Source organism: Tistrella sp., assembly GCF_002684955.1.
Classification (GTDB): Bacteria; Pseudomonadota; Alphaproteobacteria; order Tistrellales; family Tistrellaceae; genus Tistrella; species Tistrella mobilis.
Window position 1 is genome coordinate 239,560 of sequence record NZ_NYWI01000086.1, and the last position, 19,319, is coordinate 258,878.

16 protein-coding genes and 1 tRNA gene are annotated in these 19,319 nt (G+C 71.3%); 9 read left to right on the forward strand and 8 right to left on the reverse strand.

The features are described 5' to 3' along the window. Positions 1 to 14: 14 nt before the first annotated feature. Entirely contained in the window at positions 15 to 707 is a 693-nt protein-coding gene (locus CMO28_RS29245) for a TetR/AcrR family transcriptional regulator (protein ID WP_296720956.1), read from the reverse strand. 338 nt (positions 708 to 1,045) lie between these two features. Between CMO28_RS29245 and CMO28_RS29250 the strand changes: the two genes are divergently transcribed. The 6 genes from CMO28_RS29250 (at position 1,046) to CMO28_RS29275 (ending at position 7,517) form a co-directional block, all read left to right on the forward strand. Further along, complete coding sequence (locus CMO28_RS29250; protein WP_062764570.1) at positions 1,046 to 1,363, forward strand: hypothetical protein; 318 nt, start codon at positions 1,046 to 1,048, stop codon at positions 1,361 to 1,363. A 75-nt stretch (positions 1,364 to 1,438) separates the two neighbouring features. Further along, positions 1,439 to 2,527, forward strand: coding sequence for a TOMM precursor leader peptide-binding protein (locus tag CMO28_RS29255; protein ID WP_296720960.1), 1,089 nt, complete (start codon positions 1,439 to 1,441; stop codon positions 2,525 to 2,527). Between the two features lie 88 nt (positions 2,528 to 2,615). Beyond that, entirely contained in the window at positions 2,616 to 3,962 is a 1,347-nt protein-coding gene (locus tag CMO28_RS29260; protein ID WP_296720962.1) for a YcaO-like family protein, read from the forward strand. A 33-nt stretch (positions 3,963 to 3,995) separates the two neighbouring features. Continuing rightward, entirely contained in the window at positions 3,996 to 4,805 is an 810-nt protein-coding gene (locus tag CMO28_RS29265; protein WP_296720964.1) for a SagB family peptide dehydrogenase, read from the forward strand. Position 4,806: 1 nt separating this feature from the next. Next, on the forward strand, positions 4,807 to 7,050 hold the full coding sequence (locus CMO28_RS29270; RefSeq protein ID WP_296720967.1) for a tetratricopeptide repeat protein: 2,244 nt from the start codon (positions 4,807 to 4,809) through the stop codon (positions 7,048 to 7,050). Next, entirely contained in the window at positions 7,050 to 7,517 is a 468-nt protein-coding gene (locus CMO28_RS29275) for a papain-like cysteine protease family protein (RefSeq protein WP_296720970.1), read from the forward strand. The genes CMO28_RS29270 and CMO28_RS29275 overlap by 1 nt, the downstream gene beginning before the upstream one ends. Before the next feature lie 88 nt (positions 7,518 to 7,605). On the opposite strand, the gene CMO28_RS29280 is transcribed toward CMO28_RS29275, so the two are convergent. Continuing rightward, positions 7,606 to 8,985, reverse strand: a complete 1,380-nt coding sequence (locus CMO28_RS29280; protein ID WP_322111431.1) for a VWA domain-containing protein — start codon at positions 8,983 to 8,985, stop codon at positions 7,606 to 7,608. A 164-nt stretch (positions 8,986 to 9,149) separates the two neighbouring features. Next, on the reverse strand, positions 9,150 to 10,781 hold the full coding sequence (locus tag CMO28_RS29285) for an alpha/beta fold hydrolase (RefSeq protein ID WP_296720978.1): 1,632 nt from the start codon (positions 10,779 to 10,781) through the stop codon (positions 9,150 to 9,152). A gap of 162 nt (positions 10,782 to 10,943) precedes the next feature. Between CMO28_RS29285 and CMO28_RS29290 the strand changes: the two genes are divergently transcribed. Continuing rightward, a complete protein-coding gene (locus CMO28_RS29290; protein WP_296720985.1) occupies positions 10,944 to 11,093 on the forward strand; it encodes an AbrB family transcriptional regulator in 150 nt (49 codons plus the stop codon). A 150-nt stretch (positions 11,094 to 11,243) separates the two neighbouring features. On the opposite strand, the gene CMO28_RS29295 is transcribed toward CMO28_RS29290, so the two are convergent. From CMO28_RS29295 to CMO28_RS29305, 3 genes are all read right to left on the reverse strand, one after another. Next, positions 11,244 to 11,317: transfer RNA gene (locus CMO28_RS29295), tRNA-Gln, on the reverse strand. Between the two features lie 38 nt (positions 11,318 to 11,355). Further along, entirely contained in the window at positions 11,356 to 12,312 is a 957-nt protein-coding gene (locus tag CMO28_RS29300; protein WP_296720988.1) for a 4-(cytidine 5'-diphospho)-2-C-methyl-D-erythritol kinase, read from the reverse strand. Then, complete coding sequence (locus CMO28_RS29305) at positions 12,309 to 14,048, reverse strand: tetratricopeptide repeat protein (protein ID WP_296720992.1); 1,740 nt, start codon at positions 14,046 to 14,048, stop codon at positions 12,309 to 12,311. Before CMO28_RS29305 ends, CMO28_RS29300 begins: the two co-directional genes overlap by 4 nt. 538 nt (positions 14,049 to 14,586) lie before the next feature. On the opposite strand from CMO28_RS29305, the gene CMO28_RS29310 reads away from it, so the two are divergent. Continuing rightward, positions 14,587 to 14,778: a hypothetical protein gene (locus tag CMO28_RS29310; RefSeq protein ID WP_014747779.1), complete on the forward strand. Its 192-nt coding sequence runs from the start codon at positions 14,587 to 14,589 to the stop codon at positions 14,776 to 14,778. 162 nt (positions 14,779 to 14,940) lie between these two features. Here CMO28_RS29310 and CMO28_RS29315 read toward each other — a convergent pair whose 3' ends face one another. Then, positions 14,941 to 16,692: a hypothetical protein gene (locus tag CMO28_RS29315; RefSeq protein ID WP_296720997.1), complete on the reverse strand. Its 1,752-nt coding sequence runs from the start codon at positions 16,690 to 16,692 to the stop codon at positions 14,941 to 14,943. A gap of 257 nt (positions 16,693 to 16,949) precedes the next feature. On the opposite strand from CMO28_RS29315, the gene CMO28_RS29320 reads away from it, so the two are divergent. Next, positions 16,950 to 17,153: a DUF4169 family protein gene (locus CMO28_RS29320; protein WP_296720998.1), complete on the forward strand. Its 204-nt coding sequence runs from the start codon at positions 16,950 to 16,952 to the stop codon at positions 17,151 to 17,153. A 94-nt stretch (positions 17,154 to 17,247) separates the two neighbouring features. On the opposite strand, the gene CMO28_RS29325 is transcribed toward CMO28_RS29320, so the two are convergent. Next, entirely contained in the window at positions 17,248 to 19,311 is a 2,064-nt protein-coding gene (locus tag CMO28_RS29325; RefSeq protein WP_296721000.1) for an aminopeptidase P family protein, read from the reverse strand. Positions 19,312 to 19,319: the final 8 nt, after the last annotated feature.

Genomic DNA, 19,319 nt, shown 5'->3' on the forward strand with positions numbered 1-19,319 from the left:
CAGAGGGCGTGGCGTCAGCCGCGGCCCACGGCCTCGGCCGCGCGGCGGGCGATGCGCAGCGTATCGATGGTGACGTCGGGTCGGCCGGTCAGGCCGCGGCGGCAGAAGCCGACGATCTCGGCGATGATCATCACATCGGCCTCGGTCAGCACGCCATGGCCGGGATCGACGATGCGGGCCCGCGCCAGCGGCCCGACCAAGGCCTCGCTGACCACGCCGACCATGGCCGCGGCCGCGAGTTCCGGCGGCTGAGGGGCAAGGTCGCCCTCGGCCAACCCGGTCGCCACCGCCTCGGCATAGAGCGCGGTATAGCGCCGGCGCGCCGCCAGCCGCTCGGTATCGACCAACGGATCGACCGGCTCGGCCAGAAGCGCATAGGCAAGCGCCCGGCCGGCCAGCGCACGGGCGGCGAAGGTCGCCATCGCATTGGCGATCCGCCGGTCGGCCGGCCCCTGGCCGCGGATCGCATCCGCCACCGCCTTCAGTTCATGCGTGGAAGCGCGGCGGAACAGCTCGGCACAGAGTTCGGCCTTGGAGGTGAAATGGCGATAGACCGTGCCCACCGCCACCTCGGCATCCTCGGCGACCGCGCTGACCGACAGGCCGGAAAAGCCGGCACGGCGCAGAATCGCAAAGCCGGCGCTGCACAGCTTTTCCCGCGTTCCGGTGATCGGGACCACGCCGGCCGCCGCCGTCGACCTCGCCATGTCTGCCTCCTGCGGGCCGTGCCGATGCGGCCGCTTACGATGTGAATCCGGATTCACATCGAGCCACAGCCCGGCAGAGGATGCAAGCGGCATCGCCAGGGGGCCGGGCGGTCCGCATCGGGACGCACCGCTTCGTGACATGATACGCACAGCACACCTGTCCAGGACAGGCCGCGGCGACCAACGCCATCTGCCGGCACAACCCTCTCAAGAGATGACAAGCGTCATTGCGGCGTTTTGAGTCGATTTGAATCTTTCTTCGTGGGTATGTTGATGACGAACTGTATCTACGGTTTAATATCCGGTGCGGCCTCGCATGCGACAAAAGGAGAGCACTCATGACGAACTTCGCCAAGGATTATGCCGATTTCGGCACGCCCATCACCTCGCTCGGCGGCGATAACGGCAAGCTGACCAGCGCTGCCTCGCAGCTGCTGGAAGGCGATCTGGTCGCGCTCGCCTGGGGCAACCACACCACCCGCACCGAAGCGCTGGCGGTGCGCGACGTGCAGTCGATCGAAGAGGCCTTCCGCGCCCACCCCTTCCACGGCAGCCATGACACGGCAACCGTGGGTGCCGGCTGCTGCTGCACCTGCACCCCCGCCTGCTGCTGCACCGCCGGCGCGGTGGTCGACACGGTCGCCGACGCCGCCTGACCGACCGGCAACACCACCGGTCCAGCATACCAACACACGACCCCGCCCCCGCACGCCGACCCCGAGGGGACATCGATGAATGACGGCAACCTGCTGATCCGGCTTCTACCGTTCCAACTGGCCGAGACCGCAGCCGGCACGCTTATCCGCAGGGGTGCCCTTCGCCTGATGCTCGACGGCGACGGTATCGCGGAGATCGTGGCCCGGCTGCAGGAGGTCGCGTCGGATGCATTCTGCAGCCGGCACGACCTCCTCGCCCTTTTCCCGCCGATCGACCGGCCGCGGGTCGATGCGCTGCTGCGCGAACTGGCGATCCGCCGCCTGGCGGAGCTGCGCGGCCCGGGCGCCCCCACCGACGCAGCCCCGCGCCACGAGGACAGCGAGGATGTGTTCTTCTGGCAGTTGGGCATGACCCGCGACCAGATCCGCAGCGCGACCGGCGGCCGGATCGCGCTGGTGGGGGTGAATGCCCTCAGCCTGGCGCTGATCGACCATCTCGGCCGCTATGGCACCTGGCAGGCGGTGCTGATCGACGACGTGCCGCTGCGCAACCATGCGCTTTACGAGCGCGGCCTGCCCGCGGGGCTGACCATCGTGGATACCGCAGAGGCAGACGAGGCGGTGCGCGCCGCCAACATCGTGGTCGCCTGCGCCGAATTCGGCGGGCTGGGCCTGCTGAAGCCCTGGAATGCCCTGGCCGCCGCCGAAAACCGCCCCTTCCTGCCGGTGATCGTCGAGGATCTGACCGCGCGCCTCGGCCCCCTGTCGATCCCCGACGAGACCGCCTGCCTGGAATGCCTGGACGCCCGGCAGAATTCCCATCTGAAGGGCCGTCCGTCGGACCGCCGCCTGATGGAAGAGATCCTGGCCCGGGGACAGGACGTGTCCGGCACCCATCCGGCGCTGATCGCCATGGCGGCGCCGCTCGCCGCCTTCGAACTGCTGCGCTTCGCCGCCGACCTGCTGCCCCGCCGGGTGGGCAAGCTGATCGAACTCAACCTGATGGGATCGAGCATGGTGGCGAGCCGGGTGCTGAAGGCCCCGCGCTGCCCGGTCTGCAGCCCGATGAAACACGCCGGCAAGCTGGCGCTTGAAAAGGTGGTGCTGAACCCGGAGCGCTGGGCCGAGGTGGAAGCGATGGGAGGTCCCGATGGCCCGCGTTGAGAACCTGGACCGCGTTGAGGGCCCGGATCGCGTTGAGGGCCCGGATCGCGTCAGGCCCCAGGGCCACGTGGAAACGAGGGTGGAGGCCATGCCCCTGCGCCGCGGCATCCGCACCCGCCGGCCGCTGGGTGCCCTGCCCGATATCGTGCCCCTGCTCTACGACCCCAAGGTCGGCATTCTGGGCGAGATCCGCGAGCATGACCGCGAGGCCGGCTCGCCCGAATATTTCCGCTACGTCACCACGGCCGGCGACACCACCGCCTTTTCCGGCCATCAGAATTTCTCGATCGGCGGCGGCGGCTCCACCTCGCGCGGGATCGCGCTGGCCAAGGCGATCGGCGAGGCCATCGAACGCTATGCCGCCGCGGTCTATGACCGCCGCGACTACCCGATGGTGCCCTATGACGCGGCACCGTTCGACTGCGTCGCGCCCCAGGATTTCGCCCTGTTCGACGCAGCCCAGTTCGACGATCCGGACTTCACCTACCAGCCCTTCAACGGCCGGTCGGATGTGCGCTGGATGCCGGCGAAAAGCCTGGTCTCGGGCCGGATCCGCCATGTGCCGGCCTGTTTCGTGCACCTGCCCTATCTGTTTCCGCGCAACGGCGACGAATGGCCGCTGGCCCAGTCCATCTCGACCGGCCTCGCCTGCCATGGCAGCTTCGCCCAGGCGGCGCTGGGCGGGATCTGCGAGGTGGTGGAGCGGGACTGTTTCTCCATCACCTGGCAGGCCATGGTCTCACGCGAGAGGATCCGCCCGGAAAGCCTGGCCCCGGCCCATCGCGACGCCATCCGGCGCTTCGTGGCGGTGGGCTACGACGTCCATATGATGAATATCAGCCACGACAATCGCATCCCCACGATCATGACCGTGCTCCGCGGCCGGCGTGCGGGCAATGCGCCGCTGGCCGTCGCCGCCGCGACCGACCTGTCGCCCCTGGTCGCCGCCACCAAATCGCTGGAAGAACTGGCCCATACCGAACGCTATGTCCGCCAGCTGATGGGAGAGCTGGGCCGGATCGAGATCGAGCCCGGTCATCGCAACGTCTACAGCCAGGTCAGCCATGTGAATTTCTGGATCAGCCCGGAACGGGCGCGGCATGCGGATTTCCTCCATGCCTCGCCGCGGGAGATCGATCTGGCCGACCTGCCGGACCGCACCACCGGCGATCCGGCCGGCGACCTGGATGCCGTGGTCACGGCCATCGCCGGCACCGGCCATGACGTGCTGATCGCCGATCTGGCCACCCCCGATGTCGCGGCGCTGGGCTTCCACGTGGTGCGCGCGCTCGTGCCCGGCTACCACCCGCTTTACATGGGCTATCGCCTGCGGGCGCTGGGCGGGCGGCGGTTGTGGACCGTGCCCCAGGCGCTGGGCCATCCGGGCATCGACCGGTCGACCGGCGACAACCCCATGCCCCATCCCTTCCCCTGACGGCCACCCGGCCCCCGATCGCGGAGCACCCCCATGAAAGCTGATGGCCCGAGCTGGGACGACCTCGTCTGGGGCGAGGCGGAAACCGACCTGCTGTGGGAGACCTTTCACGAGAACAGCAAATCCTCGGGCTATGACGACGCCCTGCCCAACCAGGTGGTCGTGGACTGGATGACCCGGCTGAAAAACGCGCTGGTCTATGACAGTGCCGATGCCGTGCCCCTGCCCGGGCCGGAGCGGTTTCCGCCCTTCCCCCGCGGCCTGGGCGAGGCGATCGCCCGCCGCCACACCCCGCGCGGCCTGGTGCCGACCCCCATGGCGCTGGAGACGCTGGCCTCGCTGCTGCACCACGCCTATGGCATCAACCGCTGGAACGAGGGCACCCATTTCCCGCGGCCGTTCCGCAATGTGCCGTCGGGCGGCGGGCTGTTCCCGCTGGAGCTGTATGTCCACGACCGCGGCCTGGTCGACGGCCTGCAGCCCGGGCTGCACCATTACGATCCGGAAACGAACTGCCTGCGCCGGATCATGGATGGCGACATGACCGAGGCCTTCGCCCCCTGCCTGTATCAGCCCGAGATCATCCGCGGTGCCACGGTCACCATCTTCCAGACCGCCCTGTTCCGGCGCAGCACCTTCAAATATCGCGACCGCGGCTATCGCTTCACCCTGATCGAGGCGGGTCATGTGGCCCAGAACCTCAATCTGGTCGCGACCGCGCTGGAGCTGGGGGTGTGGAATATCGGCGGCTTCCAGGACCGCAGGATCGATCGCCTGCTGGGCATCGACGGCGTCAACCACGCCACGGTCTATATGCATGCGATCGGGCGGGAGGCCGTCTGAGGTGGACAGCCATCGCATCCCTACCCCCGCATCACATCCGGCCTTCGCGGTGGTCTGCGAGAGCGACATGGACCTCTGCCGCCTGGCCGGCCGGCTGGCGGTGTCGGGCCCGCTGCTGGTGGCGGACCTCACGCTCGGCAGCTGGCGGGGGCATTGGCTGGCCCGCGAGCTGGGGCGACAATTGGGGCTGGATCTTCCGGGCGATCAGGGCCCCGTGCCCGGAGAGGCTGCCGGGGCCCCGCCGGCCGACCGGGTGGTGGCCGCACTGATCGATCGCGAGACCATGGGCGACGCCACCGTGCTCGCCGCCCATCATGCCGCGGTGGCGATCGCCGACGCCGCCCGCCGTCAGGGGGTGGGGGCGATCCTGATCGCCGGGCCGGCGGCGGATCACGGCTGGATGGCCGAAGATCTGTGGCTGCTGCGGCTGCTGAACCGGTTGAGCGAACTGCCCGTGGCGGTGGCGGTGCCGCCGGATGCACCCGCCCCGGCGGAGCTGCCGATCGCGGCGATCGCCGCCGACGGGCCGGCGGGCCCGACCGTGGCCTACCGGGCCGATCCCGACCGCCCCGGTCTCGCCTGGCCCGAAGATGCGGGTGCAGAAGAGGAAGGGCCGCATCAGATCCTGCCTGCGATCGCGGGCCTTGGCGGCGCGGCGCTGATCCTGCCCGGTGCGCGGGCAGCGGCGGCAGCCGGATGCACCGAGGTGCCGGCGAACCCGCCGCTCTGGCAGCGCGCCCGCGCCGAGGCCCTGAAGCCGGTTGCGGACCGGCGGCCCGAGATCCTGTCGGCCGGCGCCGCGGCAGCCTTTGCCGAGGGCGGCTGGCGCCAGTCGCTGCGGCTGATCGAGGCGGCCCTGCCCGCAACGGCGGATGCCGAAACCCGGGGCGCGCTGGAAGCGCAGGCCCAGGCCATGCGGATCGCGGTGATGGATTTCACCGGCGCCGCCGACCGGCCCGATCCCGAGCCGGGCCTGTCGGCGCCGCTTCGCCGCGAGCTTGCCACCGCCAAGGCCTGGGGGCTGGTGATGACCGGCCGGCCGGCCGAGGCCGACCGGTTGTTCGGCGAGGCCCGCGCCCTGGCCACGCCGGCCGACCGCGACCCGATGTGGCTGTATCTGCTGAACATTTCGGCCCTGGCGAAGCTGCGCACCGGCCGGATCGACGATGCCTTCGCCTTCGAGCACCAGATCGAGACCCGGCTGCGCGGCTTCGACCCGCCGGACTGGCATCTCGGCTATATCAACGCCATCAACCTGGCCCGTCTGCACCGTCAGGCCGGCCAGATCCCCGAGGCGCGGGCCTGTTACGAGCGCGCCTTCGCGATCACGCTGGGCCTGCGTTCGGAAAGCGACCAGCTTTATCTGGCGGTCTGTCAGGCCGGGCTGGAACAGGCCGAGGGGCGGATTGCCGAAGCCCTGATCACCACCCTGCGCGCAGCCCTGCACTGGCTGTCCATGACCGTGCCCGAAGCCCTGGCCCCGCGGGTGGCCCGCGCCATGGGGGCGGTTCCGGGCGGCGAGCTGGTCGCCCGGGTCGACGATCATCTGCTGGGCCGGTTGACCGCGCTGCTGGAGAGGATCGGCCCGCCCTTCGACGACCTGGCCCGCGACCCGGCGGAGGACGGCCCGAGATGGCGGCGGGCGGAGGGGAACACCTCCGGGTGCATCGCCTGGGGCGGCCCCGGCTGGGGGGTGCTGATGCGCCCGCGCCCTATGGGCGAGGACCAGCCCGGGCGGGCAGAGGCGGGGCGCGACGGCGGCCGGCTGGGGGCGCTTACCGCGCGGATCCTGGCCCGGCTGAGCCCGGCGCCGATGGCGCCGGCCGATGCCTGCATCCTGGTCGATGGCGGCTTCGGCACCGATATGCCAATGCGGCTGCCCGAGCTGATCGGCCTGGCCCTGCGCCACGGCTGCACCCGGCTGCGCTTCCGCGACCGGGATCTGGTGCTGACGGCGGCGCAGGCGGCGGATCTGCTCGACCGCTGCCGGATCGGGCCGGGGCCGGGGATCGATGCCATCGACCGCGCGGCCGATGGCCGGCTGGCGGTGCGGTTCCGGCGGGTACGGCCGCAGCTGGTGGTGGCGGCGGACGACCCGGCCGCCATGGCCCTGACCGCGGCCGGCGGGCTGGTCTTCGCCGATCTGCAGGCGCGGACCGGGCTGGACCGGTCGGTGCTGCTGGCGGCGGTGCGCCGGCTGGAGGCCTGCGGCGCGCTGGCGGTTGCGGTGCCGGACGGGATCTGATGGCCCCGCCCCGGAGCTGCCATCTGGCCTTCCGGCTGGAACCGCAGATCGCGCCCTGCCTGTGCTGGGCGGCGCTGGGCAGTGCCTTTGCCGCCCATTACGGCCTGGAGGATGCGCCGGGGCAGCGGGATCTGGTGATCCGGATCTTCGGCCGGTTCGATCCGAAACCGGCCCCGGCCGAGGCGGTGCTTCAGGCGCTGGGCCTGCTGACGGCGCGGATCGACCGGCCGCTGACGGCAGAGGAAATCCGGGCCGAGATCACCGCCGGCCGGGTGATCGCGGCCGAGATCGCGCTGGGGTTCGGCGGCGCCCATCTGGTGGCGATTTCCGGCATCGCCGCCGATGACCGGGTGCAGGTGGACGACCCCCGCAGCGGCCGGAGCCTGATGCCGCTGGCCGAGCTGGTGGCCGACCCCGGCGGCTGGTGGTCGTGGCGGCGCAGCTTCCTGACCGGTCCGCCGGGTTGATCGCGGCCCCGGCCGGGCGCGGTTCAGGCCTGAGAGGCGATGCAGATCAGCAGCACCCAGAAGAACACGAACCATTGCAGCAGGCCCATCATCGCGGAGCCTCCCCGCCCGCCGGGGCGGCTGCGTCCTCGCCCATCCCGTCGGTTTCGAGCGTCGGCCCCCGGAATTGCGGCAGATCGAAGACCTGGGCGGTGCCGGCCTCGGTGGCCGCGACATCGATGCGCCCCGTGAAGCGGGCACCGGTCGGGGCCTCCCCCTCTACCTGCCAGGCGCCGGGTTCGGGCGTGGTCTGCCAGTCGCCGATAATCGCCTCGGGCATTGCCCCCGCCTCGGCCGCCTGGCCGTCCAGCGGCACGGCCGACCAGCCGACCGGCAGGCCGGCATGGACCTCACCGATCCGGATCACCACAGGGACCGCTTCGGAGACAGCCTCCTCCGCCGGCTTGTATGGCCGGACCAGCAGCTCGGCATCGGGCTTCATGCCCGAGGCCCAGCCTTCGGAGGGATCATAGTCCCGCATGTCCATCTCGGCATCGTAGGCGAAGCGGAAGCAGCGGGCATGCTGGACGAAATAGCTGCCCTTGGGCTCGTAGCGCCAGGCGGCGCAAAGCCTGTCACCCTCGCAGCTCGCCGCACACCAGGCGATGGTGCCTTCGGGCGGGAACGGCAGATCGGCCGGCGCCTCTGCATCCGGGCCGAAAGTCTGGCCGGTCGGCTCCAGCGCGATATCCGGCATCATCACGGCGCCGGGGAAGTGGGTTTTGGGAGCCGGGGTTTCGGGGGCAGGTGCGGCGGCGACCGTCTCGGCCAGAGCGGTCGCGAGCGTCGCGGCGTCGGACGCTTCGAGATAACGACCGCCGGTGGCGTCGGCGAGGCAGGCGACGCTCGCCCCTTCTTCCTTCGTCAGGCCGAAGCCGATGACATGGGTGGTGAAATCGACACCCGCCGCTTCCAGCTCGGCGCCCAGGGCGCAGGGGTCGGCGGCGCAGGTTTCAAGCCCGTCGGTGACCAGCACCACCGTGGCGGCGTCCTCGGTATAGCGCAGCGCCTCGGCCGCCTGGCGGACGGCGGCGGAGAGCGGCGTCTTGCCCAGGAAACGCACCCCGTCCACGGCCTGGCGGATGGCACCGGCGGCGCCGGGGGCCGGGGGCACCAGCAGTTCGATGTCGGCGCAATCGCCCTTGCGGCGATGGCCATAGGCGATCAGGCCCAGGCTGCGCGCGGGATCGACGCCTTCCAGCACCGCGGCCACCGTCTCGCGGGCGATCTCGAGCTTCGGCCGCCCGTCGATCTGCCCCCACATCGAGCCCGAGCCGTCCATCACCACGATCGTGGCCGGGCCCTGGGGTGCTGTATCCGCCGCCCCCGCCGGGTCGACTGGTGCGATCGTACACATCCCGATCGCCATCGCATGCATGAGGCCAAGTGCGGCCGCATGCATGCCGCGTGTTCGTGCGGCAGGCTTCATGCGCATCTGCTCCCGATCTGCCCGTTGTGCCGGTCCGGCCGGCTTGCTGCGGCCGTTGACGGAAAATTAACGATGATCGGGGAAAGGGCACACTACCACATGGTAGGGGGATGGCAGATGGCAGGGGGATGGCAGATGGCAGGGGGTGGCGGTTTGGGGGAGAATCACAACCGTTCGGAGAGGCCCGCCCGGCCGGCGAGCAGCAGCGCCTGGCGGAACACCATGTCGCCATGGCTGAGCGGCAGGGTGTGGCCGGCATCGCCGACCGGCTGGAAGCGGCCGGCGGGCAGCAGGCCGGCCAGATCGCTCACGGCCTGGCGCGACACGGTCTGGCTGCGCTCGCCATGCAGCAGCAGCACCTCGCAGGGGACGCGTGGCGCCAGATCGCTCCAGTCTTCATTGGTCAGCCGCATGTCGTGGCGAAAGCCCAGCCCCTTCTGGCCCGACACCAGGGCGAAGCTCTCCTGCAGCGAGGGCGCGAAGCGCGGATCGGACCAGAGGTCGCGGTCGAAATCGCAGTCGCTGAACACCAGGCCGGGGATCAGATCCACGCCCTTGCGCGCAACCTGGGTGATGCCGAGCCCGACGATCTTGTCCATCAGCGCCGGCATTTTCTGCGAGGCCCAGGCATTGACCCGGTGGCGCAGCGGCATGTCGGAGGTCTGGGCCCAGCCGCGCATCGGCGGGGTGGCCGGGGCGGCCACGATCCCCGCCACCCGGTCGGGGCGACGCAGGGCAAAATCGATCGCGAAACGGGTACCGATATCGTGGGCCACCACCACGGCGCGCGTGATGCCCTGGCGATCCAGGATAGCGTCGATCCGTGCTGCGGAAAGCTTCAGGGGATCGGCCCCCGGGGCCAGCGGCGCCGCGCCATAGCCGGGGCGGACCGGCGCGATCACATCCAGCCCCAGGGTGTGGGCGGCATGGCGGATGTCGGGCTGGGCGGCGATGCCGAACAGCGCGCCGTGCAGCAGCAGCACCGGAAACCCGCCCGGCCGGCCGAAACGGTGCACGGGCACGGGGCCATCGGCGGTCGGCTCCAGCAGGGACGCGGCCGAGGGGGCGTGGAGGCGCGGGCCGCTGTCGCTCAACCGTTCGGCCGTCAGCATCAGCGAATAGGCGAGCGCCACCGCCTGGGTCTGGCTGTGCACGCCCATCTTGGCCAGCACCGCCTTGACCAGCTGGCGGATGGTCGCCGGCTTGCGGCCGGTCTCGGCGGCGATCGCCTCGATATCGCGGCCGTCCATCAGCGCGAACAGCACCCGCAGCTCGGACGGGATCAGCCCGAAAACCGCGGTCAGCCGCGCCTCCAGCGCGGTGTCCTGGCCACGCCGGCATTCGACCAGCAGAATGTCGCCGCCGCGTTCCGGTGCCATGCCGGCCAGCAGCAGGGTACGCTCGCGCATGTCGGCCACGAACAGCGCCCCGGCCTCACCCGTGCGGCGCACGGTTTCAAGAAAGGTGGCATGGCTGCCGGGCGTCAGCACCACCGCACCCAGCTCGTCGCCCACCTCCAGCGCCAGACGCCGCGCGGCGGCGGCATTGCGGCTGAGCACCCGCCCGGCGGGATCCAGCACCAGCATCACGCCTTCATCGGCGAAACCGGCCGCGCCCATCGCCTCGAAGATCGCCGGCACGTCGCCCATCATCATCGACAGCCGGTCGAGCCCGCCGCGGCCTTCCAGCACATCGGAAATCAGATCCACCAGCCGCCGATAGGCGGCCTCGGTGCTCTGAATGGGGGGAGCCTGAATGGGTGTGTTCCGTGCCGGTCCGGCCGCATCCGCGGTCATGCGCCGCCCTGCCCCGCAGATGGTGGAGATCGGCTCAGTCTATATCAGGGCGGGGGTGGATGACATGGCCGGGATTGGGGGGGGCCCAGGTCGGCGGTCCCGCTGGAAATCGGCATATACCAGGCATAAGTTATCCTGTGTCGTGACCCCGGAGACCCGTTCATGCCACGCACCGTGCGGCCGGACTGGCTGTCATTTGCCGAGGAACCGGAGGGAGACCAGGATCTCCTGCGTGAGCGTCCGGATCTGATCGAAGATGGACGCTTTTCTCTCGACGACGATCTGCCGGACGACAAGACCGGGACGCGCTGATGCCTGCGGTCTATATGCCCGACACCAATATCTGTTCCGACATCACGCGGGAATTCGCGCGCGTGGCGGGGCTGCGCGTCGAGGATTGGGTGGCGGAGGATCAAGCGGGGTGGCCGGCGCCAGCAGGCGGCCAGGATCCGATACCGGATATGGCTGGGGCGCCAGGATTCGAACCTGGGATCACGGGACCAAAACCCGTTGCCTTACCGCTTGGCCACGCCCCATCGCGCGGGCTGCAACATAGTACGGACCCGGACGGCTTTCAACCGGATCGGGCGGGGGTTTCACGGATTTCGGGCAGGCCGGCGAGCAGCGGGCCGGTGGCCGTCCACCAGCCGGGGTGGGCTGTCGAGATCAGGCTCTGGGCGGCTTCCGCGGCAGCGGCTTCGGTGAAGAGCGCAAAGCAGGTGGCGCCCGATCCGGACATGCGCGTGAAACATGCCCCCGCCAGCCGGCCAAGTGCCGCCTCTGCCTCGGGAATTTCGGGAACCAGGCTGCGGGCGGCGTCCGAAAGGTCGTTGCCGGCCGCCCCGAGTGCCGCGAGCCATGCGCCGATATCGGCGGTATCGGGGGCCGGCAGCCGGGCCGCGGGCGTGAAGCCGGCGCCGGCGGCGGCGCGGGCGCGGAACACCGCCGGCGTCGACAGCGGCACCAGCGGGTTGACCAGCAGGATGTGCAGGCCTGCGAAGGCGGCCGCGGCCGGCGCGTCGAGCGGTGCGACCACCTCGCCCACCCCGGTCACGCGGCAGGGTGTGGCGGTGACACACATCGGTACGTCTGCCCCCAGGCCTTCGGCCACGGCCTGAAGGTCGTCCGCCCCGGCGCCCCAGGCATGGCCCAGCAGGCGCAGCACGGCTGCGGCATCGCTGGAGCCGCCGCCGATGCCGCTTGCGATCGGCAGATGCTTGTCGAGCCGGATCCGGGCCGGCAGCGGCCGGCCGAGCCGGGCGGCGAGCCCCGTGGCGGCGCGCATGGCGAGATTGTCGGCCGGCGCCGTGTCGCCGAGTGCCGCGGCGAAGGGGCCTTCGAGGTCGAAACCGGTGGGCGTTCCCGCAGGCGCCGGACGCGGATCGACCGCCACCCTGTCTCCCGCCCCGGCGAAGACCACCAGGCTGTCGAGCAGGTGATAGCCGTCATCCCGCCGGCCGGTGACGTGCAGGTGCAGGTTGATCTTGGCAGGCGCCAGGGTGGAGAGCATCAGTTGGGGAGGGGCGGTCACTTGGGGGCGGGAGCCGCGACGGGGATCACGCTGCCCGCAGGCGCCGGCGGCAGGCCACGGGCCAGCTTGTCGCGGATGATCTCGGCCTGTTTCGGCTCGGGGTCGAAGACCAGGGCATGGCTCCACTGGAAGCGGGCCTCGCGCTCGCGCCCGACCCGCCAATAGGCATCGCCCAGATGATCGTTGATCGTGGGGTCGTTGGGCTGCAGCAACACCGCCTGCTCCAGCCGGGCGACGGCACCTGCGTAATCGCCCATCTGGAACAGCGCCCAGCCCAGGCTGTCGACGATGAAACCGTCGCGCGGACGCAGCGTCACCGCCTTTTCCAGCATCGCCCGGGCCCGGTCCAGGTGCATGCCCTTCTCGACCCAGGAATAGCCCAGATAATTCAGCACCAGCGGCTGATCGGGCGACAGCTGCAGCGCCTTCAGGAAATCGGACTCGGCCTCGGGCCAGCGGCCGGCGCGCTCAAAGGCGACGCCGCGGGCATAGAACAGATCCCAGTGTTCGGGGCCGGGATCGACCAGGGCGGCGAGCGCGCTGCTATAGGCGCGGGCGGCATCGTCCCAGCGTTCCTGCCGGCGATAGAGTTCGGCCAGGCTGATCGCCGCATCCTTCTGGCCGGCGGCGACCCGCTCTTCCAGCAGCGCCTCGGCCCCGTCGATATCGCCCGAGGCTGCGAGATTGTCGGCGATGCGGATCGCCGCCGCCTCGGCCACGGCACCGCCATCGTCGATCTTGCGGAAGGCATCGAGCGCCGAGCGGTGATCGCCGGCCCGCTCGTAAACCTCGCCCACCAGATAGCGGGCATCGGCGAAATCGGGGCGCATGAACAAAGCGAGCCGGCCGTAGAACAGGGCGGCCCCCAGCACCTGATCGCGCAGCAGCAGGCCGGCGACGCCATAAAGCGCCTCGGCGATGCCGGCCTTGTAGTCGGGCACCAGCCGCGGCAGTTCCTCGCCCGCCTCGATCCGCGCCAGCGCCTGGCGCAGCGTCGTGCTCTCGGGCGCATCGCGCAGAAGCTGGCGATAGAGATCGGCCGCCTGGTCGCGGTTGCCGGTGCGGACGAGATACGAGGCATAGGACTGGATCAGCCGCACGGGCGTCGGCCCGCCGCTAGACAGCGCCACCTCGTAATTGGCCCGCGCGCCTGCATCCTGGCCGGCCAGATCGTGGATCAGTGCAGCATAGTAATAGCGGTAGGTGGCGAAAGCCGGCGTGCCGGCCAGCCGGTCGAGTGCGGTGACCGCCTCTCCCGAACGGCCGCGGCCGAAACGCACCCAGGCATCGACCACGGGGGCGAGCAGCGCGTTGACGCCGCCGCGATCCATGCGGTCGGCCATGCGCTCGGCCTCGATCAGCTCTCCCGCCTGGATGCGGTCCAGGATCAGCAGCAGATCGGCGAACGGGGCGGCCGGCTCCAGCGCGCGCACGCGCTTTGCATAATCCAGCGCCTGGGGGATGTTGCCCTCGCCCGCCGTCAGCAGCATGGCGCGGCGCAGCAATTCCGGGTCCTGCGGCGCCTGATCGAGCGCTGCACGATAGAAGGCGGCCGCGGCGGTGAAATCGTCACGGGTCTGGGCATAGCGCCCGGCCAGATAGTTGCCGGTGAAGGTACGGCCGACCTGGACATCCGGGGCCGGCCCGGTGCCCGGGCTGGCGCAGGCCGCCAGCAACAGCGTCGCCATGGCCGCGAAAACCACCGCTCCCGCCCGTCTGCTGCCTGCCCGTGTCATGCGAAGGTCCATCCCGTCGATCGGCCCCTGCCGGCCCGGACCACGGTCCGACCCTCCGGCTTTTCTGGATGCGCCCCGGCTCCCCGGGCCGCCATTCGTCGCACCATCCGTGGCCCGCGGCAAGGGGGCCGGCGGTTTGGCTGGCGACTGCGACATTTTCGTCTCGCACCGCGTTGCGGCAATGCCACCATTGGACACTCTGGCCATGCCCCTGTCCAGCGCTGACGGCCGGCGCCGGCCGGAGCCATCGCATGGCTGAAGATCAACGGCGCGACCCATGCAGACAATGCCGGGCTCGACACTTGACCTTCGGCCCGGTTTGACGCACAAATCGCGGGTTACAGCAGGGCCGCGCCGTCAGCAGGCGGCGGGAGCCCGTATCCCGACCGGTTCCGGTCCGTTCTCGCCTGCCGCCCTCTTCCCCGCCGGGAAGGGGTCGCCGCGGGCGTGGCCGTGTCCCGGGCATACGGTCAGAGCGGGCACGGCCCGCGTGGCGAACGCCGCAAGGCGGGCGCCCGTACCTTGAGGAAATGGTGCCATGGGCAGCAAGAACAACCCGAAGAACCGCGGCGCTGCTGCGGTTGAGAAGACCTTCGACGGCAAGAAGGTGAAGCCGGTCCTGTATGTCGGCTCGAATGTCGGCCATGGCCGCTACATCGCCGCCCAGGACGAGGGTGGCAAGCTGGTGAACGACGCCGGCGGCCGCCCGGTCGCGTGGCGCGATATCTGAGGTGGCGTTTTTGGCCTCTCCCCCCGGTGTCGTTTCAGCGGCACCCGGCCGCCATTGAGGCGGCGGCCAAGGCCACGAGTGGCCGCTTAGGCCGAGGGGCTGAAATACCAGCGAAACGGCCGCAGTCGGGAAACCGGCTGCGGCCGTTTTGTCTGTCGGGGCTCAGGAGGCGCCGCGGGGCAGGAAGGGTGTGGTGGCGGCGGCGCGGTCGGCGTGGCGGACCACGCCTTCAGCCATGCGATCGTCGAAGGTGACGTCGACGCGGACATCGCGCACGGCATCGCCGCGCCACACCGCCTCGCCCGCTTCCAGGCGCAGCCGGCCGCCGCCATGGGCCGGCAGGCCGCGGAGCGCGATGCGGTCGGCCTCTGCCACCGCGTCGCGGCCGGTCAGATAGGCATCGAGGTTGAGCCGGTCGAAGGCGACCCGGCCGCCCAGGCGCCAGGCCTGATCGGGCCCGCCCCAGGCCGCCGACAGCCCGCCCGATACCTCGGCGCCGTCGAAGGTGCCCGAAAGATCGGTGAGGCCCAGCCCGCCGGGGGCCAGTGCCGCCGTGGCCCTGAGCGCGAGCCGGCCCAGCCGGCCCGGGGCCACGGCCGGCTGCTCGCCGCCGTTGAAGGCCGCGATCAGGCCCGAGACCGAGCGGGCTTCGAGCGTCATGATACCGTCGAAGCCGAGCCCGCCGGCCCGCTGGCCCACGCGCCCCTCGGCATCCAGCCGGGTGGCGCCGGCCGGGCTTTCGACAGAGAAGGCCGGCATCAGCACATCGCCGCCGGTGCGCGGATCACGCTTCAGCGTGACGGCGAGATCGGAGAGCGCCGGCATGGCCGCCATCCCGGTTGCGACAGAGGCAGCCGAAAGGTCCAGGCTGGCCGGCAGCGCGCCGAGCAGGGCCGCCGCGGCCCCGGGGGCCGAGGCGGCCTCGATCCAGGGGCCGGCATCGAAGCGGCCCAGATCGATGCGGGCGGTGACGCCGCCGGCCATGCCGTCGGGCGCCCAGGCAAGCTCTCCCTCGGCCCGGCTGTCGCCCAGGCTCATCTCCGCGCGGGTCAGCCGGGCGCCGGCCTGATCGACCTTGAGCGCGCCGGTCAGACGCAGCGGCAGGCCGAAGGGCACCGGCGGCGGGGTGGTGGCACCCGACACGTCGGAAACCAGCCCGGCCAGCACGCCGGCATCCCCGGCCCTGAGATCGATGCTGCCATCGAAACCGCCGGGGAGGATCCGGCCGTCATAGGTGACCGCGGCACCGCCGGCGGTGAGCGTGGCGCGGCCGGCGACGGCGCGCACGCCCTCGCGATCGGCCGCACCCAGACGCATCTCCAGCAGGATGGGCACGCCGCCCGCCGACATCCGCCCGGCGAGTTCCCGCCCGCCCCCGGTGAGCGCCTGGCTTTCCGCCTCCACCCCGTCGAGCAGCACCCGCCGCCCGCCGCCGAGGCCGAGATCCAGAATGCCGTTGCGAATGGTGAGGTCGGGCGCGCCCGCAATCAGAAAGGCAGCGGCGGACGCCGCCGCCGTCGTCGGTTTTGCCCCCGCTTCGGGCCCTTCTTCGAGGGCGAGGCGCGGCCCGTCGAGCACCACCCGTCGGGGGCTGAGCCCGCCGCCCAGAAGATCGCCGAAGCCCAGCCCCATCGAGAGATGATCGGTGGCAAAGGCGGTTTGCGGATCGTCGCCGATCAGCACCTCGTCGAGGCCCAGTTCCGGCATGGGGAAAAGCCGGAGCGTGATCGGCCCGGCCACCGATACCCGGGCGCCGGTGGCATCGGCCAGCCGGCCGACGACGCTCTGGGCCGTGGCCGGCGAGACCTCGCGCAGATCCCGGCCCGGCAGCCAGACGGCACCGGCAACCCCCGCCGCGGCCAATCCGGCCACGACGATCACACCGGTCGTGATCGCGATACGGGCGAACGACATCGCCTCTCCGTTCCCTCTGGCGTTCCGGCCGGCCTTTCCGGCGGTCCGGTCGGGCCTGCGGCCGCATTCCTGCCGGACATCCCCCTCAGAATGCCCCTCGCAGGATGGCGGTCCGCGCCCTAGATTCTCTTCCCGCCGGCCCCTGCCGGCAGCGCCGCCCTTGCGGCGTCATTGACCCTAGCCGGGGCCGCGCCCATGGGCAACTCTGCCCGTGACCGGCGATGTCCGCGGCAGACCTGCCGGAGGAGACGTCGGCCATGGGTGACGTCATCAACCTCAATGCCGTGCGCAAGCAGCGCGAGCGCGCGGCCAAGGAAGCCCGGGCGGCCGAGAACCGCGCCCGTTTCGGGCAGAGCCGCCCTCAGCGCGATCTGCGCGATGCGGAGCGGAGCCGTGCCGAGCGCGAGCTGGACCGCAAGCGGCTGTCCTTCGACGACCCGGACAAGACGCCAAAGCGTTGATCGGGGCCGGGCGTTGATCGGGGCCGGGCGTTGATCAGGGCCGGGCGTTGATCAGGGCCGGGCGCTGATCCGGGACCAGCCGACCGCCGCCGGATCAGCCGGCGGCGAGCGGCCGGGTCACCCGGGCAAGCCAGCCCCTGACGCCGTCGTCGACCAGGGGCGAGACCTCGGCCAGCACCCGCGCGTGATAGGCATCGACCCAGGCGATTTCATCGGCGGTCAGCATGTCCACCCGGATCAGGCTGCGGTCGATGGGGGCCAGCGTCAGGGTCTCGAAGCCCAGGAAGCGCCGGCCGGCGAAGCCGGTGCCCTCGTCCCGCACCACCAGCAGGTTTTCGATCCGGATGCCGTAGCGGCCGGGCTCGTAATAGCCGGGCTCGTCGGACAGGATCATCCCCGGCTCCAGCGGCTGGGTCGACAGTTTGGAAATCCGCTGCGGGCCTTCATGCACCGACAGATAACTGCCGACGCCATGGCCGGTGCCGTGATCGAAATCCAGCCCCGCCGCCCAGAGATCGCGCCGGGCCAGCACGTCGAGCTGGGCACCGGTGGTGCCGGCCGGGAAACGCGCCACCGCCACCGCGATATGGCCCTTCAGCACCCTGGTGAAGGCCTCCGCCACCTCTGCCGGCAGATCGCCCACCGCCACGGTGCGGGTGACGTCGGTGGTGCCGTCCAGATACTGGCCGCCGCTGTCGACCAGATAGATCTGCCCCGGCTCCAGCCGCCGGTTGCTGCGCTCATTCACCCGGTAATGGGCCATGGCGGCATGGGGCCCCGAGGCCGAAATGGTCTCGAAACTCATGCCCCGGTAGTGATCGAGCCCGGCGCGCAACCGGCCGAGTTCGGCCGCGGCGTCAAGCTCGGTCAGATGGCCCTTGGGCGCCTCGGCCGCGATCCAGGCCAGGAAAGTGACCAGCGCGCCGGCATCGCGCAGATGCGCCGCCCGCGTGCCCGCCAGCTCTACCGCATTCTTGCGCGCCTTGGGCAGCGAGACCGGCGAGTTGCCCTCCACCACCGTGGCCCCCGCCTGCTTCAGCCGGTGATCGGCCCAGACATTGGCGGTGGTGGGGTCGATCAGCACCCGGCGACCGGCGCAGTCGTCGAGCGCCGCCCCCAGCGCCTCGACGCCGGCCACCCGCGCCTCGCCCGCCAGATGGTCGATCACCTCGGGCGTCAGCTTGCGGCGGTCGATGAAGATCTGCGCCTCGCCGTCGCTGGCGATCAAGCCGAAGCCCAGCGGCAGCGGCGTGCACGGCACGTCGGCGCCGCGGATGTTGAGCAGCCAGGTCAGTTCCTCGGGCATGGTGATCAGATAGGCATCGGCGCCGGCGGCGGCGATCGCCTCGCCGATGCGCCTGCGCTTGGCGGCCACGCTCTCGCCCGCAAAGGCCTCGTCATGGGGCACCACGGGGGCGAGCGGCATGGCGGCGCGGCCGTTCCAGATGGCATCCAGCGGGTTGCCTTCCAGCGCCGCAAGCTCGACGCCCGCACGCGCCAGCACGCGCTGCCAGCGCGAAATCTCGGCCGGGGTGTGCAGGCGCGGATCATAGCCGATCCGCGCACCGCGCCCGGCGGTCTCGGCGATCCAGGCGATCGGCGTGCGCTCCACCACATGGCAGCGCTCGAACACCTGCCCGTCGACCTCCTGTTCGGCCTGGATGGTGTAGCGGCCGTCGACGAAGATGGCGGCCCGGTCCTTCAGGATGACCGCGGTCCCGGCCGAGCCGTGGAAACCGGTGATCCAGGCCAGCCGCTCGGCCGCGCGCGGCACGTATTCGCCCTGATGCTCGTCGGCGCGCGGCACGATGAAGCCGTCGACCCCCGCCGCTTCCAGCCGCAGCCGCAGCCGCGCCACCCGGCCGGCCGTGTCCGGCGCCTCGTCCCAGAGCCCGTCTTCCAGCCGGGCCGCAACCTCGGCCCGGCGGGCGACCAGCGCCGCGACCAGGTCCGGATCATGCGGGCCGCGGCCCAGAACCAGATCCACCCAGCGCAGGTCGCCGGCGGGCGATGCCGCGGCATCGATGCCGGCCAGCAGGGCATCGAGCCCGGCCGCCTCCACCCGTGCGCCCCGGGCGGCAAGCCGCCGGGCAAGCGCGTCGCCGTCCTGCGACGCAGAGATCGGGGCAGCGGTTCCGTCCGGGGTGGAAGCGGTCATCGGGTCAG

Bases quoted from the DNA above. Each gene is read 5' to 3' on its own strand.
- CMO28_RS29320 (WP_296720998.1), top strand. From the start codon at position 16,950: ATGGGTGACGTCATCAACCTCAATGCCGTGCGCAAGCAGCGCGAGCGC.
- CMO28_RS29285 (WP_296720978.1), bottom strand. From the start codon at position 10,781: ATGACCGCGGATGCGGCCGGACCGGCACGGAACACACCCATTCAGGCT.
- CMO28_RS29280 (WP_322111431.1), bottom strand. From the start codon at position 8,985: ATGAAGCCTGCCGCACGAACACGCGGCATGCATGCGGCCGCACTTGGC.
- CMO28_RS29245 (WP_296720956.1), bottom strand. From the start codon at position 707: ATGGCGAGGTCGACGGCGGCGGCCGGCGTGGTCCCGATCACCGGAACG.
- CMO28_RS29325 (WP_296721000.1), bottom strand. From the start codon at position 19,311: ATGACCGCTTCCACCCCGGACGGAACCGCTGCCCCGATCTCTGCGTCG.
- CMO28_RS29290 (WP_296720985.1), top strand. From the start codon at position 10,944: ATGCCACGCACCGTGCGGCCGGACTGGCTGTCATTTGCCGAGGAACCG.
- CMO28_RS29265 (WP_296720964.1), top strand. From the start codon at position 3,996: ATGAAAGCTGATGGCCCGAGCTGGGACGACCTCGTCTGGGGCGAGGCG.
- CMO28_RS29255 (WP_296720960.1), top strand. From the start codon at position 1,439: ATGAATGACGGCAACCTGCTGATCCGGCTTCTACCGTTCCAACTGGCC.
- CMO28_RS29310 (WP_014747779.1), top strand. From the start codon at position 14,587: ATGGGCAGCAAGAACAACCCGAAGAACCGCGGCGCTGCTGCGGTTGAG.
- CMO28_RS29305 (WP_296720992.1), bottom strand. From the start codon at position 14,048: ATGACACGGGCAGGCAGCAGACGGGCGGGAGCGGTGGTTTTCGCGGCC.
- CMO28_RS29260 (WP_296720962.1), top strand. From the start codon at position 2,616: ATGCCCCTGCGCCGCGGCATCCGCACCCGCCGGCCGCTGGGTGCCCTG.
- CMO28_RS29250 (WP_062764570.1), top strand. From the start codon at position 1,046: ATGACGAACTTCGCCAAGGATTATGCCGATTTCGGCACGCCCATCACC.
- CMO28_RS29275 (WP_296720970.1), top strand. From the start codon at position 7,050: ATGGCCCCGCCCCGGAGCTGCCATCTGGCCTTCCGGCTGGAACCGCAG.
- CMO28_RS29315 (WP_296720997.1), bottom strand. From the start codon at position 16,692: ATGTCGTTCGCCCGTATCGCGATCACGACCGGTGTGATCGTCGTGGCC.